The 13,964-nt window shown below is 47.1% G+C and carries 10 protein-coding genes; 5 read left to right on the plus strand and 5 right to left on the minus strand.

All coding sequences use genetic code 11. The features are described 5' to 3' along the window. Nucleotides 1-63 precede the first annotated feature (63 nt). The gene (locus tag BUB16_RS00110; protein WP_073058792.1) at nucleotides 64-3,243 is read left to right on the plus strand and encodes an efflux RND transporter permease subunit; all 3,180 of its coding nucleotides are present in this window, start codon (nucleotides 64-66) and stop codon (nucleotides 3,241-3,243) included. A 26-nt stretch (nucleotides 3,244-3,269) separates the two neighbouring features. Here the strand turns inward: BUB16_RS00110 and BUB16_RS00115 are convergent, their stop codons facing one another. From BUB16_RS00115 to BUB16_RS00135, 5 genes are all read right to left on the minus strand, one after another. Beyond that, nucleotides 3,270-3,557: a type II toxin-antitoxin system RelE/ParE family toxin gene (locus tag BUB16_RS00115; RefSeq protein ID WP_073058793.1), complete on the minus strand. Its 288-nt coding sequence runs from the start codon at nucleotides 3,555-3,557 to the stop codon at nucleotides 3,270-3,272. Further along, entirely contained in the window at nucleotides 3,548-3,841 is a 294-nt protein-coding gene (locus BUB16_RS00120; RefSeq protein WP_073058794.1) for a type II toxin-antitoxin system Phd/YefM family antitoxin, read from the minus strand. Before BUB16_RS00120 ends, BUB16_RS00115 begins: the two co-directional genes overlap by 10 nt. Nucleotides 3,842-3,985: 144 nt before the next feature. Further along, entirely contained in the window at nucleotides 3,986-5,080 is a 1,095-nt protein-coding gene (locus BUB16_RS00125) for an NAD(P)/FAD-dependent oxidoreductase (RefSeq protein WP_073058795.1), read from the minus strand. Between the two features lie 543 nt (nucleotides 5,081-5,623). After that, nucleotides 5,624-6,238 (minus strand): bifunctional nicotinamidase/pyrazinamidase, encoded by a 615-nt coding sequence (pncA, locus tag BUB16_RS00130; protein WP_073058796.1) that lies wholly within the window; start codon nucleotides 6,236-6,238, stop codon nucleotides 5,624-5,626. Between the two features lie 16 nt (nucleotides 6,239-6,254). After that, on the minus strand, nucleotides 6,255-7,685 hold the full coding sequence (locus BUB16_RS00135) for a nicotinate phosphoribosyltransferase (protein WP_073058797.1): 1,431 nt from the start codon (nucleotides 7,683-7,685) through the stop codon (nucleotides 6,255-6,257). Nucleotides 7,686-8,419: 734 nt separating this feature from the next. Here BUB16_RS00135 and BUB16_RS00140 point away from each other — a divergent pair. From BUB16_RS00140 to BUB16_RS00155, 4 genes are all read left to right on the plus strand, one after another. After that, entirely contained in the window at nucleotides 8,420-8,656 is a 237-nt protein-coding gene (locus tag BUB16_RS00140) for a response regulator transcription factor (RefSeq protein ID WP_073058798.1), read from the plus strand. A 491-nt stretch (nucleotides 8,657-9,147) separates the two neighbouring features. Continuing rightward, entirely contained in the window at nucleotides 9,148-10,305 is a 1,158-nt protein-coding gene (locus BUB16_RS00145) for a 6-bladed beta-propeller (protein ID WP_073058799.1), read from the plus strand. 11 nt (nucleotides 10,306-10,316) lie between these two features. Continuing rightward, entirely contained in the window at nucleotides 10,317-10,949 is a 633-nt protein-coding gene (locus tag BUB16_RS00150) for a hypothetical protein (RefSeq protein ID WP_073058800.1), read from the plus strand. 695 nt (nucleotides 10,950-11,644) lie between these two features. Next, nucleotides 11,645-13,915, plus strand: coding sequence for a glycosyltransferase family protein (locus tag BUB16_RS00155; RefSeq protein WP_139240122.1), 2,271 nt, complete (start codon nucleotides 11,645-11,647; stop codon nucleotides 13,913-13,915). Nucleotides 13,916-13,964: the final 49 nt, after the last annotated feature.

Genomic DNA, 13,964 nt, shown 5'->3' on the forward strand with positions numbered 1-13,964 from the left:
ATTTTAAAATTTATAGGTGGTCTCGCAGTTTGAAATTTTCCTTCACGCGCTTAACTTACCAATATGCTGTCAAGACTTTTCCATAGGCGCTACTTGATCTCGCTGAGCTACTTGCTGGTTGTGATTATCGGCATGGTGGCCTGGCAGAACATCTCCCTGGAGATGTCCCCGGACCTGAGTTTGCCTTCCATCACCGTCAGTTACAGCTGGGGCAGCACCACGCCGGAAGTGATGGAGCAGGAGGTGACGCGCAAGGTCGAGCAGGCCGCCAACCGCCTGCGGGATGTGGAGCGTATAGAATCTATCTCGAGAGAGGGACGGGCGACCGTCACCATTACCTTTAACCGGGGGGCTCCGGTGGAGTACCGGAAGGTGGAGCTGCAGGAGTATCTTTTTTCGCTGCAGGAGTCCCTTCCGGCGAATGTGCTTCATCCGTCGATCAGCCGGCGTGTCCCGGAGGAACTGCAGGAGATGCAAACCTTTGTCGTCTATTCGATCAGCGGCGATCGTCCTGTCCGACAGCTGCTCGAGTACGCCCGCCGGAATATTGAACTGCCGCTGCTGGGACTTGAGGGCGTAGCCGAAATTGAGATCAACGGCGCGCGGGACCCGGCCCTTACCGTCGAATTTGATACGGATCTGCTGGAGCGGTACGATATCAGTCCGCAAGCGGTGCTAAGCAGCATCCGGGATAAGCTGCAGTGGCGCTCTTCGGGCTATGTAGAGTCGTCGGGCCGGCGCATCAGCATGCTGGTGGAGCCGCAGTTCTCGGAGCTGTCTGCCATACGGCAGCTGCCCCTGCCCATCCCGGGCAGTCCGCGGACTATCAGTCTGGCCGATGTGGCTGAGGTGAGCATACAGGACTACCCCGCCAAGAGCCTGAAGCGCATTAACGGAAGTCCCGCTCTCAGTGTCGAGTTTGTCAAGGAGAGCGGGGCCGACGCCATCGGACTGGCAGAGCAAATCCGGGCAGAGATGATGCAGATTGCAGAGATCCTGCCCGCCGATATGACCGTCCAGCTGGAACAGGATGCCACGGAAGAGCTGCGCGAGCAGTACGGGAACCTGCGTTACCAGGCCATGATAAGCTTGCTGGCGGTTTTTATTATCCTGCTGTTGTTTATCCGGCGTCTACGGGCCCCGTTTGTCATTCTGGGCAGCATCCTGTTTTCCCTGCTGATGAGCGTGAGTATCCTCTATTTCGCCGGCTATACGTTGAATATCATCACCCTGGCGGGACTGACGGTCTCGCTCGGGATGATTATCGACAATGCGGTGGTGGTCTTTGAACAGGTCAACCCGGGTCTGCCGGATGTACGAGAGGGACGGATCCGTCATGTGCAGAAACAGCTTCCCCGCGCGCTGGTGCCGGTGCTGGGCAGCACCTTTACGACGGTCGGCATTTTTATCCCGCTCTTCTTTGCAATGGAGCAGCTGCAGCTGTTTTTGGTGCCGCTGGCCGTGGCGCTTTCGTTTACCCTCATCTCGTCGGTCCTCATCGCCCTGAGCTGGATCCCGTACGCGCTCATCTGGCTGGTGCCGGGACGCGCGGATGCCGGCTTCTCGCGATGGACGAAGCTTAAGAACGGACTGTTTTCGAACATTCGCCGCTACCTGATGGGACTTTTTGTATGGCGGCACAAGCTGCGGTGGGTTTTTTACGGGGCATTGATTGCGGCGATCGGGCTCCCGCTGTTTGCTATTGAAACACCGGATTGGGAGGATCCCGATGCGTCGGCCTGGCCGGAATTTAGCCGGGTCTATTTTGACAACCGGAACGATATCGATCCCTGGATCGGCGGGATCACCTACCAGTTTTTTAACGAAACCTACTTCGGGAGCCCCTGGAGCGGGAGGGACCGGCAGGAGCGTGTTTATATCACGATTCAGACCCCGCAGGGGACACCGCTGGAGGAGATCGACAAGATGGCGCGGAATTATGAGACCATTGCCAAGCCATACGAGGACGCGTTTTCGTTTTATGAAACACAGATCTCGGAATATAGTGGTGCGCGCCTGGTGTTTTATATCAAGGATGAGTATATGAGTCGCCCGGATCCCTATATCTTCTATGCGGAGGCGATGTACCTGGCGGCCCAGATCGGTAATTCGGCCATATCGGTAGGGGGCCTGGGAGACGGCCTGTACAGGGGTCTGGGCAGTAGTTCCTCGAGTCACCGTATTTCACTGACCGGCTATTCCTACGATGAGCTGTTACGTCTGGCCCGCAATCTGCGCAGCCGCCTGATGCAGAACCAGCGGGTGCAGGAGGTCGATATCCATGGTACGGGCAGCTGGCAGAGCCGGGATGACCTGTACCAGTATTACCTGCAGCTGGATGATAGGGAGCTGGCTATGAGTGGGCTCAACCGGTCTGACGTGCTGTCGGCTATTTCGCTGGATGTGAACCCCACCAACACCTTTGGACGGGTGGAACTGGCGGGACAGCAGATGTATCTGATCGGGCGGAATAAAAACCGGCAAAACAGCGGAAGAGAGCTGATGCGGGAAAAACGATTTTCGCCCTCTGACAGCACGCTGTTCGCCCTCTCGGAAGTGGCGTCACTGGGACGGGAAAAAAGCCAGTCGATGATACGGCGCGAGGATCAATCCTACCAGCGCGTAGTAGGAGTGGATTTTTTAGGGCCCTACCGGCTGGGACAGCAGTACGTGGAGAGTGTCCTGGAAGAAACGCCGGTCCCGGTCGGGATGAAGATGGAGTTTGGAACCGGCGGTATCTTTGGCTTTGGTGACGATCAGAATACCCGGAACTTGCTGCTGTTATTGGGACTTACGATCCTCAGCGTCTGGATGATCGTGTCGGCCCTGCTGGAGTCATGGGCCGACCCGCTGGTCGTCATCCTGGCGGTACCGCTCAGCCTGCTGGGCGTGATGATGGGCACACTCTACCACGACCTGGCGTTCGACCGGGGAGCGATTGCCGGCACGCTGTTGTGTGTGGGGGTGGTGGTCAACAATTCCATTTTATTGATGCATGAAAAGGAGTACTGCCGGGAGCAGGGTGTTCACGGACTGCGCAGCTGGCTGTACGTTTATAAGCATAAGATGCGGGCGGTGCTTATCACGACGCTGACGACCATCGGCGGATTGATGCCCCTTATTATCATGGAGGGCAGCGACTTCTGGCAGACGCTGGCCACGGTTGTGGTCTGGGGACTGGGAGCGAGCACGCTGCTTATCCTTCTTCTGATGGGGCTCTGGGAGAAGCCGGGTAAATTTTGAGCTGATGTATTGCTACGAAACAATGGCTATTCTTTATCCGGAGGAAGTTGGCGAACATGCCAAACCGCTTCAATATAGACTCCATTTTCTTTGATCCGATAAGGCAATCGGTAGTTTCCAACGATAAGCTCTCGAAGGGTCTCTTCATTGTACTCCGGGACGACTCTCCCAATTCTCGGATGATCTGCCAGTTTATCGGTTTGGCTCATGAGTTCCAGCGCCCATTGCTCAGCAGCCAAATAATCATCCTGAGCAATATAATCGACAAATTCATTGATCATACGAATAGCTTGCCGGGTCCATACTACCTCCATTTATCCAGATTTTCCTTGATCTTCTGCTTTGCCTCCTCATGAGTGAAGACTTCGCCCCGCGCAATTTGCCGTTCAGCTTCCAGCAAATCTTCCATTTTGTCCAATTTGTCAACCATGCGTTGATACTCTGAGACATCAACCAACACAGCAGCACTTTTACCATGCTGGGTAAGGACAATGGATCGTTTTTGTTTCTGGATGCGATCAATAAAACTGGCCGCGTTTTTGCGAAACTCTGATACGGGCTGAATATCCTGGTCTAATTGCAGGCGTGATGTAGACATGATATTATTGTTACTATTAAGTTATGGTTAAACGTACAACCAAAGTATGTCAAAAAGTATTAATTAACAACTATCTTTAATCTTATCCGCTGTATATCTCTCTGTCTTCGGTTTTGCGGAACGTGATACCACGATATCTGCATGTCAATTTTTTATACGCCCGATATCCACCTCCGGGTAGAGGTCGGTGCCATTGGTCAGGTGGTCCACATAGTGTTCGGCCAGGAACTTGCTGTAGAGCAGTCCCTTGGAGCCCAGGCCCGTAAAAACATGCATGGACGGATGCTCGGGGTGCCGCCCCAAAATCGGCTTCCGGTTGGGCGTGGAGGTCCGCACCCCCGCCCACTGGTCAACCGTCGTTACTTTTTCTTCCAGCTGGGGGAGCGTGCGCCGCATGCGTTTGCGAAGGTATTGCTCTCCCTCTTTGTCCGGCCTCACATGCTCAAAATCGTGCTCGTAGGTGCTGCCCTGCACAAAAGTATGATCGTTGCCGGTGCGGGCCATATAGCCCAGGCTCGAGATGGAGTGGGAGAACGACAGCGGTTCCTCCCCGTTCCTGAACGTTGCCACCTGTCCCTTGATCAGGTGAAGAGGCAGCCAGTCCCAATAACCCGACTCCGTTGTGCCACGGCCGATCGCAAAGAGGAGGTGTTGGGCTTGCACCGTGATGTCGTCAAAGGAAATGTGCCATTCGTTTTCCGTCCGATCAATGACAGTTTGCCTACCTGCCCACAATCGGAGCCCGCCCTCCTGCAGGAACCGGGCATACGCCTGCAGGTAAGCCCCGACATCCACCGACAACCCGATAGGGAGCCACAGTCCCCCGTTGACGCAGGTTATACCCGGGTGCATCTCCTTGATTTCTTCTTCTGTTTTCCACTGGCACCAGCCGTCGGGCCAGGAGGTCTTTTCGTGCTGGGCCTTCATCTTGATGGCCATCTTTTCGAGCAGGGCGGGACGGAGCAGCCCGTTATGCCGGTAAAAGGACTCGTCCGCCTGCTCCTGTACTTTGGCCAGGTTTCGGGCGATCGCTTCGTAGCACTGTTCGGCTTTCCAGGCTTTGGTCGCCCGCCGCCCGGTAGCCGGGTTAACGAGTCCCCCGGGCGTTCCGGAAGCCCCGCCCGCGATGGCATTTTTGTCAATGACCACGGTTTCGATATCCTGCTCCAGGAGGACATCGGCCATAGACAGGCCTGCCAGTCCCGCTCCGAGAATACAAAAATCTGTTTGATGATGCATTAAATTAAATAGTAATGAGTTGAAGATTACCCTTACGAGGATTTTTTAATATTTCCCGATTTCTTTATGCCCTTTTGGCTTGGTCCAAAGGGCGTAAAAGATCAACGCTGAGAAAACTAAACGTTCGGCGGTTGCTTCGGCTGCGGGAAAAATATAAACTCATCCGACCTGCGTCGGATTTAGGCATATATATTTCACCTTCCTTCGCCTCGCTTCCGCCACCCGGAAACGCTTACTTTTCAAGGCCGGCTTTTATTGTTGCTGTTTATACTAACTGGAAAACCAGACTATGCCGACGCCATAAAAAATATTGCTGATTTGAGCGAGCGAAGATGAAGCGTTCAGAAATCATTCTTTGTTTGAAAGACAGTGCGTTTCTGTATTGAGTTACATGATTTTAGTGGAGTCAATGAGAATGCAGTGATAATTTTTTCAGCCGGTTATTTTTTGTGTTTCTGATAATTACAGTTTTGCTGGTCCCGGCCACTCAGAATTTCAACATAAAAAATGGAATGATTTCTGAAGACTGCCGATGGAAAGATTTCAAGAGATTAACTCTTCCGAAGATACCTTTTCCGCACCGGCATCCAGCATCTCGCTCCATGCCTGCCCGACAGATCCCTCGATATCGATGCCCTTCACCGCATCTTCCACCACATACAGGTCAAACTCTTCTTTGATGCCGTCCAAGACGGACCATTTTACACAGAAGTCGGTCGCCAGTCCCACCGCATAAAGCGTGTCAATATCACGCTCGCGAAGATAGCCGGTCAGACCCGTGGACGTGGTGTCATCGTTCTCGAAAAAGGCGGAGTAGGAGTCGATCTCCTTCCGGAACCCTTTGCGGATGATAAGCTGACTCCGGTCGGTCTGCAGGTCAGGGTGAAAATTAGCCCCTTCGGAGCCTTGCACGCAGTGATCGGGCCAGAGCACCTGGGAGCCGTAGGACATCTCCACGGTTTCAAATGGTTCCTTGCCTTCGTGCGTGGAAGCAAAGGATGAGTGTCCGGCGGGATGCCAGTCCTGCGTTTGAATGACAGCGTCAAAGGATGCTGAAAGCTTATTAATCACCGGAATAATGGTGTCTCCGCCGGGGACTTCCAGCGCTCCGCCGGGACAAAAATCGTTCTGTACGTCAACAATCAGCAGTGCTTTCATAGCGATTAGTGAGTCTTTATTTCATCTTTTCAGTGAGTCTGTTGCGCAAATGTAATAGTTTTTCGCTAAGGCCCACCTTGTAGATATGCGGGTTTTCAAATCGTTTGTGTTCCGGATTTAGCTTTTCCAGTCGTTCCCGGGCATACCGGGCACTTTTGGAGGGAGAGGGCAGGTCAACCTGCAAGTCACCATTTTTCATAACAGGATGAAGCAGAGATTCAGCCTCAAAGGACGTTATATCCGTATACTTGGCCGGGTAGAAGGGGTGGCGGATGATGGTACTATCATCATTGTCTGCAAGGAAAATACCGTCTCCGTGGAAACGCCCGTTGTTTTCACGGTAGCGCACCACCTTCTTGCGTCCGGGCAAGGTCGTCTTCTCCACATTCTCGGAAATCTTCAGTTTCGGTTCGTCGTTGATCGCGGCCAGTTTATAGACTCCGTCAAGAGCGGGTGTTTCATAGCCGGTAACCAGCCGTGTGCCCACGCCAAAAAGGTCAATCGGGGCATGTTGACTGATCAGGCTTTTGATCAGCCGTTCATCCAGCTGATTGGAAGCGGCAATCTTTACGTACTCCAGTCCCGCATCGTCCAGCTGTTTTCGAGCCTTGCGGGCAAAGTACGCCAGGTCCCCGCTGTCGAGCCGGATACCCTTTAGCCGGTGCCCCTTCTCTTCCATCTCTTTGGCCACCGTGATGGCATTCGGCACCCCGCTTTCGAGGGTACTGTAGGTATCGACCAGCAGGATACAGCTGTCGGGATAGAATTCCGCATATTTCCGGAAAGAGGTGAGCTCATCCTCAAACGACTGAATCCAGGAGTGGGCCATCGTCCCGCTTGCCGGAGTGCCGTGCACAAAAGAGGAATAGGTATTGGAGGTGGCATCTGCTCCTCCTATGATGGCGGCCTTGCTGGCCTGTATCCCACCGTAGCCCTGTGCACGACGTAATCCGAAGTCGATCACCTTGCGCTCGCCTGCCGCATATTTCATGCGCGAAGCCTTGGTGGCGATTAGCGATTCGAAGTTGAGAATATTGAGAATCAGGGTTTCCAGCAGCTGCGTTTCGATGATCGATCCTTCCACCCGGAGAATGGGGCTATATGGGAAAACCACTTCGCCTTCCCGGGGCGCCATCACATCGATATTGAGCCGGAAATCCCGCAGGTAGCGCAAAAACTCTTCCCGGAATCCCTGCTCGGACAGGTAATCCAGTTCATCTTCGTGAAACCGGAAATCATCGAGGACCGCAATCAGATCCGACAACCCGGCAAAGACGACATAGCCCCCGTCAAACGGGAGGTCCCGGAAAAAATAGTCGAAGCACGCCCGCTCATCTTTTCGTCCCGCCAGGAAATAGCCCTGCGCCATCGTCAGCTCATAAAAATCAGTATAGATAGCGGGGTGTTCCAGCAGGGACGATTGTTTTCGGGAATGAACAATGCTCATATCTGTACGTTAGTTTCGTTTAGGTCAAGATACATAATACAACGAACAAGAAGTAACCATTCCATATAATGATGGGTGAAGTATTTGTTTAGCACCCAATATAGACTTCAGAATGGGGAGTTTTGATAAAAGATTATTCTGCAGGCTCTGTCTGGGGCTCATTCATTAGACGGATATGGAAGGAGGCCAGCTTTATTTATGCATAGAACGTTAAAAAGTTGACAATGATCTCGGTAAATAGTAATGTTGTAATATATTATATTATCAACTTTGTAGATAATTATTGGACAGGCAGAAAAACTAACCTAAAACAGGATAGTATGGAAAGAATAAATGCCTTCTGATATGTGCTGCTGTTATGACTAAAGTAATAAACTTACAAAGATAAGGGGAACTATAATCATACGGAATAAGACACATCGAAAACCTTAGATCAGTTCGGTTGAACGTCGTTCATATGGAGAAAGGTGGAAACATGAGCGTATTCAGCGGGATGTTTTACTGGTTGCAGTGAAGGATCGGCCACAATCAGTTCTTGGTTACTGTTTGGAATTATATTCTGAAACAGAATATAATTCCAGCCTTTCAGTTTTCCGATTTTTCTCGTTTGAAACTACGTTGGTATTGTATGGAAATCCAAATAGTTTAATGAAACCGAGCTAATAAAGAAATTCCATAGGTTCCTTACTTATTATTACTTCTCCAAGGTTGAGTTCAATTCAATCAACTGAGCTATGGAAGCCGATAAACATGAAGAGAGTGTTTATATAGAAGCCTTAAAAATTCTTACACCCCGTGAGATTGAAGTATTGGAACTGATTGGCAAAGGATATACCTGTAAACATGTCGCGGAAAAGCTTAATCTGTCCGTATATACTGTACAGACATACGTAAAAGTTATCAAAAGGAAACTAAGTGTAAAGGGATACAGGGGATTGGTGCTTTGGTACCATAAAAACTGGGAGGGGTGATGGAGTTACGAATCCTGCATGTACCTAATGATTAGGTACTATTTTACTCAATCATTGGGTATTGAAAAAAACGAAAGAAATGAGCAAGCTATTGATAGCTGGATGGCAGTATTATCTTTAGTACTTTTTATACAATTGCCAAAACTACTAAATAGATGGTTTCCTATTTGGAATCTTTAAAATTCAACTAAAATAAAGGTGTAATTATGTATGAGGTATATTCTAAATTTCAATATTTTGTCTTTGTAATCTTGATAGCTATATGCAGTGTTATTATAGGAATATTTTTTCCTATTAATTCATCAGCCTATCTACCACCTTGTGAAAATGATGAGTGTGAGTCAGGATGGTTTAGTGATGATTGTATAGATAATCCGGGAGGAGACACATATTGTGCTTATGAGCTGGATGAGTGTAAAACTTTAGGATGCGGGCAGGGCTGTTAATATTTTCCCGGAAATTTTTCCGGGAAAATATTAACATTAAAACAGATGATAAAAGCCAACTCTTGTTATTTTATTATCCTCCTAATATTACTAATCTCATGTAAAGGTGGAGACGAAGAAGAAAGAGGACGGATTATTCATCCCAAAGAGGAATTCTTTCCGTCAACCAAACCCTATGTCAGTATTACTGATGATAATTCGAATTTCAGCCAAAGTGAGGCCACCGAATATTTCCCTCGTTTAAAAAGTGCAAAAAGAGCGATTAAAATAGGAGTTGAAAAAGGGGAACGAGAAGAAACGTTTGGAGAAATTAAAGGGGTAGTGAGCGATAGTTTAGGTAATGTGTTTATATTGGATGCACAACATAATAAAGTGAGAGTATTCAATAAAAAAGGTGCTTATTTATTTTCGTTTGGCGGAAGTGGATCGGGGCCCGGAGAGTTTATGTCCCCCGCGGATATAGACATCGGAAAGGATGGACGTATATATATTGCCGATCGCTATAATGCTATAAAAATATTTGAGCCCAAAGATTCAGGATTTGAATATCTGACGACTATTAAAATACACCTAGTACCGGATGCTTTTTGTATCTTGAGAGATAGGCTTTTTATAAGGGGCATAGGACTTGACAAGGCGGATCTGGATTCGACCGATTTTAAAATCATTCATACCTATTCTGCAGATACAGGTGAATATCTGTATTCTTTTGGTGATCCTTACAACTCTCCAAATACCATGATTCTGAAACAACTTTCCGATGGGACCGTTGCCTGTAACGAAGCTACGGAAACAGTAGTTTCGACATTTGATATGATGCCCTATGTATTTGGCTATACGGTAAATGGCACTCTTTCATGGGCTGCAAAAATAGAAAATTTTTCACAACGCCCTATTATTCAAGGGACAGATAACTCTGTTAGTTTAAAAAATACTGGCAGTAATTTTGATTCAATAAATTCTTTTATTTCGATAGCAAAATCCAATTGGTTTTTAGTACAAGTAGTTGAAAGACCGGCAAGGAGAGATGTTCAGTTTAATCAAATCAGATTTCGTTCCTATTTAGTTTCATCTGAAGATGGATCAGGTGGTTTTTTAAGTTCTGATCTCCCAATCTTGTTATTTGCAAACCGGGAACGAATGTTTGCAAATGACTTGCTAAATTCCTCTTATCCAAGCGTAGTTATATACAATTACGACTAAATTAGAGAGCTATGAAAGTTTTTGAAAAAATAGAGCCGATCTTAAGAAAGAAATCTCCAATCTTCACAGGTATCTTTGTTTTTGTGATTTTTTTTGTTAGTACAACTTTTGTTTCAGATGTGATTAATTTAAAACTGTATACTTTAGATAACCTAAATAGGACTACATTTCCTGATGATCAAAAACAGTATGAACTTGCTTTCATATATATAGGATGTTCAACTTGTAGTGCTGCAAATATAGAAGGGCTTCCATCAGCGATTGACATAATAAAGAAGAATTTAAAAGAAAATGCGAGTCTTTATGAATATGGGTTTAGAACCATAGGAATTTCTAAAGATTATATCAACACGGAGGGATTGGTTCATTTAGCTAAATATGGCAATTTTGATGAAGTCATGACCGGAAATGGCTGGTCTAATACTGGAATTTTAAAATATATCTACACGGATATACCCGGAAAAGCGGCTATCCCACAGATACTTGTCACTCGTCGAAAATTCAGAGAGATTGTAAATAATAATATTGCGGCTTATCGTGGAATAGAAAAGGAAGTTTTGCTTATTCGTAAGGTTGGTACACGAGATATAATCAAATGGGCTAATCAAAATGCTTTCTTACCCGAAAGTAGTCTTGATTTTTAAAAATCAACAAGAAATTATTTTTGGTTAGCGTGCCTCAAATTTTGAAAAAATGATATTTTTATCGAAAAAGTATCGATTATAACAGAATGAAAAAGATATAAAATTAGAATGGAAACTTAATTATTTACTCAGCTGATCCTTTCATCATGACTGAAAAAGATTGGAGGCAAGACCGGTACCGCGGTTTCAATTTCACAACAACACCGGCGGGTAAAGGCAAGGTAATAGTGCATTCTCGCCGATCCGGAAAGTCTCAAATCCTCACTTCTGCTGAAGTGCAATTCCTGCTATCCTGTCAGAGATTTAATATCCCGGCCGACCATGTAGAAAACTATTGCCGTAATCAAAAATGGAAGCAGTTGCCTAACCGGAAAGGAGTACTTGGAAAATTATTTCAGTCATTGCTCCGATTTGCGTTACAAGAAGGCTTGGAACTACCCGTTCGGGAAAAAGAAATGGAGTCCTTACGGCAATAACTACAAGGATTTATAAAGAAAGGCTTTTTAGTATCAGAGCAGGAGCTTCAAAAAAAGGTAACTGAAGGCTTACCGAATTTAAAGTTATCGGAAAAAGATCAGGAAAACATTCGGATATTGGGAATTCCCACACGTAGTCGTGGAGCATTGCTCGCTCGTTGCGTACTGAGTTATCTTGAAAATTTTCAGCAGCATCATCGCAATTGTGTTTTTTATATTGTGGATGATTCCGATGAGGAAACCAGTCAAAATGGTCGTGCAGTGGCTAAAATCTTGCAACACCATCAGATCGAGAATCTGTGGGTAGACAGATCTTACCGGCTGAAATTCGCTGGTGCTATAGCGAAGAACAGTGCGGTTCCTGAGAGCGTGACACAATTTGCACTTTTGGGCGATGCCCGGTGTGGCATCCGGACAGGAGCGGCCCGGAATACGCTGTTATTACTAGCAGCGGGTAAACGGTCGGTACAGGTAGACGACGATACGATTTGCCGGATTACTCCTTCTCCTGGTAGGAAACCCGGGATGGTCCTTTCATCAGAAAACTGCAATCAGTACTGGTATTATAATAGCCCGGATAAAGCTTTCAAATATCCACAATACGAAGACATCGATTTTCTATCACTGCACGAGTCTCTTCTCGGAACACATCCGGGCACTCTGATTGAAGAGCAACCTAAAGTAAATATAGATCGCTTGGAGGGTAGGTTGTTGGAAGCCCTTAACGATCGGGAAACACGCACCGTAGTCACCTATTTGGGAGGGCTCGGTGATTCCGGTATGTTTCGGCACTGGCAGAGATTGTGTGCCCAAGGAGATTCTTTTAGACGTTTGATTGAAGAAGCATCAGCATATCAGAATAATGTGCGCACGCGACAACTGTTTCGCGGACCAGCTCAACTGACTATAGGAGATGGCCCTTTTTGTATGGCAATGAATATCGGTATGGATACTCGCCAGCTTCTCCCTCCGTTTATGCCCGTACAGCGAAGGCAGGATGGTGTTTTTGGCCTGCTATTACGTTTATGTTTCAAACGAACCTGTCGAGGATATGTTCCTTACGCTATCCTTCATGATCCGCCAACTCGATCTGCCCGCATTGGCTTATCCCATGCGCTTAGTACGGGTCCACTGCGAACAAATGATATTCTGGAGGCAGTGTTGTATTCGCATAACCGTTGGCCTATGAACCAGAACTCTTCTTATAACCTAAGGATTACAGGGGACTATCTATTAGATTTGAGCCGTCTTCCGCCTAAACGCTTTAAAGGACAATTGCGGAAAATTTGTTTGCAGTTAATACGCAGACAGATTAACTATTTTGAACGCTGTATCTATAATAGGATCGATGTTCCACAATATTGGCAGAGGGATGCCAGACGGGTCGTTTCGAATTTTCAAAAATTGATGCTCCAAGAAAATATCGGTCTTCCATCCGATTTAATGGGAAATGCTTCGGAACGGCTAACATTATTTCAGCAGTTGATTGGGAAGTTCGGCCAGCTTCTGATTCACTGGCCGAAAATATGGGAAACCGCTATACACCTTCGGCATGAACAGGATTGGGGGACGATCACTACACAACGCAAAGGAGCTATGGACGTAAAAGAGTGGGACCGGTTGAGTAATGACCTTCTTAATCAGGCAAAAGATCATATCGGTGCGGCAAAGAAAGCCCAGAAGATAAAGAGGAAAGGAGCATCCATAGTTGCACCTTTTTTCCTGCTACGACAAAAGGTAAACAAGAACGAGCAGATCCGGGGTATGATGGCTACCTATCCGGCCCGCAAAAAGCAACTTCTCCATTCCATCGATAGCATTATTGATCAGGTGCAGGATCTGTTCATTTATATGAACGACTATAACTTTGAAGAGTATGAAAAGCTGCGTAAAAATCTGCCAGATAAATGTGTACTGCTGTGGGATAGGGAGGAGGCCGGTAACCTAATGGATAGTGGCAAGTTTTATATGTGTAGCAAATTGACAGGGTATCACCTTACGCTCGACGATGATCTGATATACCCACCTAACTTCATCTCACGTATAGTGCGAAATCATAAAAAGCTTAGTAATGATAATACCTCACCATTAGCTCTTGGTATTCATGGGCGTAAGATTTCTAATTATCCCATGCATTCATATTTCAAAGATACTGAGATTTATCATTTCCAAAGAGGACTTAAGAGCCATACCAAAGTCGATATACTGGGAACGGGGGGTGTACTGTTTCACAGAGATGATTTGGACATGAGTATGGAACGGTGTAAGTCTCATGGTATGGCTGATATCTGGTTCTCGATTTCCTGTCTTAAGCAAGGGCTTGATCGATATGTGATTGCCCACCCTGACAATTGGGTGCGACAGCAGCCTGTAGAAAAAAGCCTGTATCAAAAACACTTGGGCAATGATCAGCAACATACAGAAATACTGAATAGTTTCGATTGGGACAGTGAAACCCATGCTGAAAGGGATACGAATTCTTCCCATTAATTAGATATTTGGCTAGCAACGCATGATTCATTGGCTGATATGGATAACA

Source organism: Fodinibius roseus (assembly GCF_900129315.1).
GTDB classification, from domain to species: domain Bacteria; phylum Bacteroidota; class Rhodothermia; order Balneolales; family Balneolaceae; genus Fodinibius; species Fodinibius roseus.

Bases quoted from the DNA above. Each gene is read 5' to 3' on its own strand.
- BUB16_RS00110 (WP_073058792.1), top strand. From the start codon at position 64: ATGCTGTCAAGACTTTTCCATAGGCGCTACTTGATCTCGCTGAGCTAC.
- BUB16_RS00115 (WP_073058793.1), bottom strand. From the start codon at position 3,557: ATGGAGGTAGTATGGACCCGGCAAGCTATTCGTATGATCAATGAATTT.
- BUB16_RS00120 (WP_073058794.1), bottom strand. From the start codon at position 3,841: ATGTCTACATCACGCCTGCAATTAGACCAGGATATTCAGCCCGTATCA.
- BUB16_RS00125 (WP_073058795.1), bottom strand. From the start codon at position 5,080: ATGCATCATCAAACAGATTTTTGTATTCTCGGAGCGGGACTGGCAGGC.
- pncA (WP_073058796.1), bottom strand. From the start codon at position 6,238: ATGAAAGCACTGCTGATTGTTGACGTACAGAACGATTTTTGTCCCGGC.
- BUB16_RS00135 (WP_073058797.1), bottom strand. From the start codon at position 7,685: ATGAGCATTGTTCATTCCCGAAAACAATCGTCCCTGCTGGAACACCCC.
- BUB16_RS00140 (WP_073058798.1), top strand. From the start codon at position 8,420: ATGGAAGCCGATAAACATGAAGAGAGTGTTTATATAGAAGCCTTAAAA.
- BUB16_RS00145 (WP_073058799.1), top strand. From the start codon at position 9,148: ATGATAAAAGCCAACTCTTGTTATTTTATTATCCTCCTAATATTACTA.
- BUB16_RS00150 (WP_073058800.1), top strand. From the start codon at position 10,317: ATGAAAGTTTTTGAAAAAATAGAGCCGATCTTAAGAAAGAAATCTCCA.